This is a genomic window from Magnetococcales bacterium (assembly GCA_015228935.1).
In the GTDB taxonomy this organism is placed as follows: Bacteria; Pseudomonadota; Magnetococcia; order Magnetococcales; family DC0425bin3; genus HA3dbin3.
Genome location: JADGCO010000178.1, coordinates 1 through 4,049 on the forward strand (window position 1 = coordinate 1; position 4,049 = coordinate 4,049).

At 48.0% G+C, this 4,049-nt stretch carries 2 protein-coding genes; both read left to right on the forward strand.

Features of this window, described 5'->3' with window-relative positions; translation table 11 throughout:
• The first annotated feature begins 345 nt into the window (after positions 1 to 345).
• Positions 346 to 2,037 (forward strand): DUF2813 domain-containing protein, encoded by a 1,692-nt coding sequence (locus tag HQL65_20325; protein ID MBF0138581.1) that lies wholly within the window; start codon positions 346 to 348, stop codon positions 2,035 to 2,037.
• Entirely contained in the window at positions 2,034 to 3,923 is a 1,890-nt protein-coding gene (locus HQL65_20330) for an ATP-dependent helicase (protein ID MBF0138582.1), read from the forward strand. The genes HQL65_20325 and HQL65_20330 overlap by 4 nt, the downstream gene beginning before the upstream one ends.
• Positions 3,924 to 4,049: the final 126 nt, after the last annotated feature.

A 4,049-nucleotide genomic window follows, 5' to 3' on the forward strand; every position in this document is an offset into this window, starting at 1 on the left:
CAGTCTCTCCTCAAAAATCTGGCAACATTATGCCGCAACACGGTGCGCATGGGTAATGACACCGCATCAACCTTCTCCATGCTCACCAATTCAACCCCCCTTCAGGCAGAAGCGTTTCGCCTCCTTGGTATCTCACCAGGAGACGTCATGTAGGCAGAAAACGCTCCTCAATCGGATCGCAAATCAAGAAAAATCAATATATTGTTATCGTTGCAGGAGAGGAACTTCAGTTTAACTGGTCAGGTGCAGTCAACGAATCCCTTTCGATGACTGGGGCCGGGCTGGCCAGCCGGCAAAATGTGCCAAGACAGCCCGAATATAGTCGAAGACGGATAAGGGAACCATATGAAATTACGTCGTTTACAAATTGAAAATTTCCGTGGCATAACCAGTCTGGACATGGAACTTGGGGATACGACAGTCCTGATCGGGGAAAACAATACAGGCAAGACCGCCGTGCTGGATGCCCTGCGGTTTGCGTTGCGAAATATCCGGTCCCGCCGTGGCTTTGCATTTGATGTCTACGATTTTCATTTGAAAGATGCCAAGTCTGAACCATCCATGGCCCAGGCTATCAGCATTCGTTTGACTTTTCGTGAAGTTGAACCAGGAGAATGGAATAAACAACAAACAGGAACCATGAACCGTATTAAAATTCTTCAGATGGATACGGATGGCTGCGCATGTATCATGCTGAAAGTTGGGGCCAGATTTGATGCGGCAACACAGGAATTCATTCATGACTGGGAGTTCCAGAATTTGACCGGCGCACCACTAACGAACTGTCCGGATTCGGCCCTGTCGATATTTCAAAACGAAGTGTCGTATTACTACTTGTCCGCCCTGCGTGATTCGGCAAAACACTTTGATGCCAACGGAACCTTTTGGCGACCGTTCCTGAAAGAGTCCCAGTTGACCAAAGAAAAACGTGAAGAAATCGAAATCAAATTGGCTGAAGTCAATCAACTGATCGTTTCTTCGCATGCCAGCTTTTCCAAGGTCGTAGAAAAACTGAAAGAAATCAGGGAAGTGGTGTCAATGGCAGGAGGGAATGATCCGGTATCTGTCGATGCTGTTCCCGGTCGTTTGTTCGATATGCTTGCCAAAGCACAGGTCAACTTGTCCGCAGGAACCGGCGCGAAGATTCCAATCGGGCGACATGGCGAAGGTACTCAAAGTCTCGCGGTGTTGACACTGTTTGATGCGTTCCTTCAGGCCTGGAACAAAGGCACAGCAATTGTTGCCATGGAGGAACCAGAAGTGCATCTGCATCCAAGCGCAGTGCGGGCATTGTGGAAACTGATTGAACGCATCCCGGGACAAAAAATCATTTCAACACACAGCGGAGATTTGCTTGCGGAAGTGCCATCAGATTCCGTCGTTCGATTGGATCGACAGCCAGGCGGTACGATCCCAAGATACGTCAAAAATATTGAATTGGACGAGAAGAAACAGAAACAATTCAACTATCATATCCGACATTCCAGAGGGGAACTTTTGTTTGCAAGGTGTTGGATTCTTGTCGAGGGTGAATCTGAAGTAACCTTGTTGCCTGAATCAGCAAGATGTCTTGGAAAAAATCTTGAGCGTAGTGGTATTCGGTGCGTGGCCTATCGACAATCGGACATCAGCCTGTTTATTCAGGTGGCGGAGAAAATGGGTGTTCATTGGATTGCCCTGACCGATAATGACACTCAAGGGAAGGCCGATCAGGTTAAGGTCCGGCAATCTCTGGGAAAGAAAGAGGCTAACAGGGTGCTGTTCGTCATGCCGGAAGATAATATCGAGCAACACTTATGCGAGAGCGGTTTCTCTGCAATATATGAAGGTCTGTTGACCCCACAGTCTCGATCCAATGTTTCCGTACAAAAAGGTACTCCCGATTACATCAAACAGCTTGCCAAGGCTGTCAAGGATCACAAAAAAATTGCTGCTGTGCATCAAGTTCTTGACGAAATCAGGACAGGAAAAAATCAAGTGCCAAAATTGCTGGTTGACACCATCAATGCTGCAATTACATGGGCGGAGCCAGGATGAAAACCAACGACAATCAACAGCGGGCAATCGAATGGAACCATGGACCATTGCTGGTCTTGGCAGGTCCCGGTTCAGGCAAAACAGCCGTTTTGACCCGTAGAGCAGCGCGTCTTCTCAAGGAATTTCCGGATGCAAGCGTTCTGGCGCTCACCTTCACAACGAAAGCTGCCGACGAAATGCGGGAGCGACTGAATGGGTTGGTGGGAGGACGTGCAGATCGCGCCCATCTCTGTACCTTCCACTCATTTGCCGGGGATATTCTACGACAGCACGGCAGCCATGTGGGAATACAACCCGATTTTTCGGTTTTGACTCTCGATGAAGACCGTTTGGCCATGCTCGAATATGCAATAGGCACGCTTGAGTGTGATGTTTCATCCATTCCACATGACCGAAAAAATCTCCTGGTGATTCTTGATTATTTGTTCAGGGAGTCATATGACAGAGAACCCGCCGTATCCGGGATGGTTCCCACGCCACCCTGGATACCCAAATTGTTTGGCAAGTACTGTGAACTACTGAAACAAAGCAACCGGCTGTGTTATGGAGGACTTTTATATTTTGCGCGAAAACTGCTTGCAGAGCATGCCGGTGTGGCACGTTTGACCCGGTTGACTTGGCAGTTCGTTTGTGTCGATGAGTTTCAAGACACCAACCGGGCGCAATATGATTTGCTCAGGTTGCTCGTTGAAGATCAGCAGCCAAATATTTTCATTGTCGCTGACGATGACCAGATCATTTATCAGTGGAATGGCGCAAGTCCGGAAAGATTGCTTGCACTGCAAAACGATTTCAAAATGGAATTGATCCAACTTCCCAAAAACTATCGTTGCCCACCTGTGATTATCACCATGGCCAATTATCTGATTGGTCACAATCGGACAAGATCCCCTGCCAAACAACCACTTGAGGCAAATAAAAGTGTTGGCGATTCGCCAGTTTTGAAATTGCAGGTATTCCAGGATGAAAATGATGAATTCATGTTCATTCCAACCGCAATCAAACAGGCTGGATGGATTCCTGGAGATTGTGCCGTTCTTGCTCGTTCGACGAAGCTCCTTAAACGTGCCGCGAACGTGTTGATTGACTCGGGATTGACCCCCTATCTGTCGCAACGGAAAAACGAGTTTGAGTGTGCTTCGGTTCGTTGGATACACGCCGTACTCAGGCTTGCCAACGCTCGACACGATCGAGAGTTTCTGCGGCGGGTTTGTGTAACCTGGCTGGATTTTACCGAAATCTCGATAGAAGTGAATGACGTTGAAGCTGCGGCGGCCTTGAACGGCGGCGATTTCCTGCGTGCATGGGTCGCATCTTCCCTGACGAAAACTGAATCGGACACGATTGCATCGGCGATAATTGATCCAAATGCGATTCGGAAATTGCTGGATCGAGTGAATCATGATCTTGTGGACCGTCTGACATTCGTGGATTTGCTTGAATGGTTTTGGAATAACAAGTGGCTGGATAATCCTCTGGAAGCCGAGGAAATCAAGACGTGGCAAGAGCTGCATGGATCTCTGCTGCAAGAGCATTCACCAGAAAATGTGACACTGCATCTTTATTTGCAGGAAATGGATTTGAAATCAAAGTCTTCTGCGCAAGTTCCCGGCTCCGTTCCATGCCTGACAGTCCATGGTGCCAAAGGCATGGAGTTCAAGCATGTATTCCTTATCGGGATGGCGGACGAACTTTTCCCATCCTACCAGGCGGTCAAAAAGGGGCATGACAGTCGAGAAATGGAAGAGGAACGTCGGGGCTGCTTTGTCGCAATCACACGCACCGAAGAGACTCTCCATATCAGTTGGTCTCATCATTATAACGGTTATCGAAAAAAACCTTCCCGATTTCTTGAGGAAATGGGATTCAGGATGAGTTCATCATGACCAGCCCAACTGAATACCTGACTGAAGCCTGACTGAAGCCTGACTGAAAAGACGGGTCCAGGCAGAAAGGTCCAAGTGAAAAAATGCATGGAAATTGATCTGGATCAAGTTTCCCTTATATTTTGT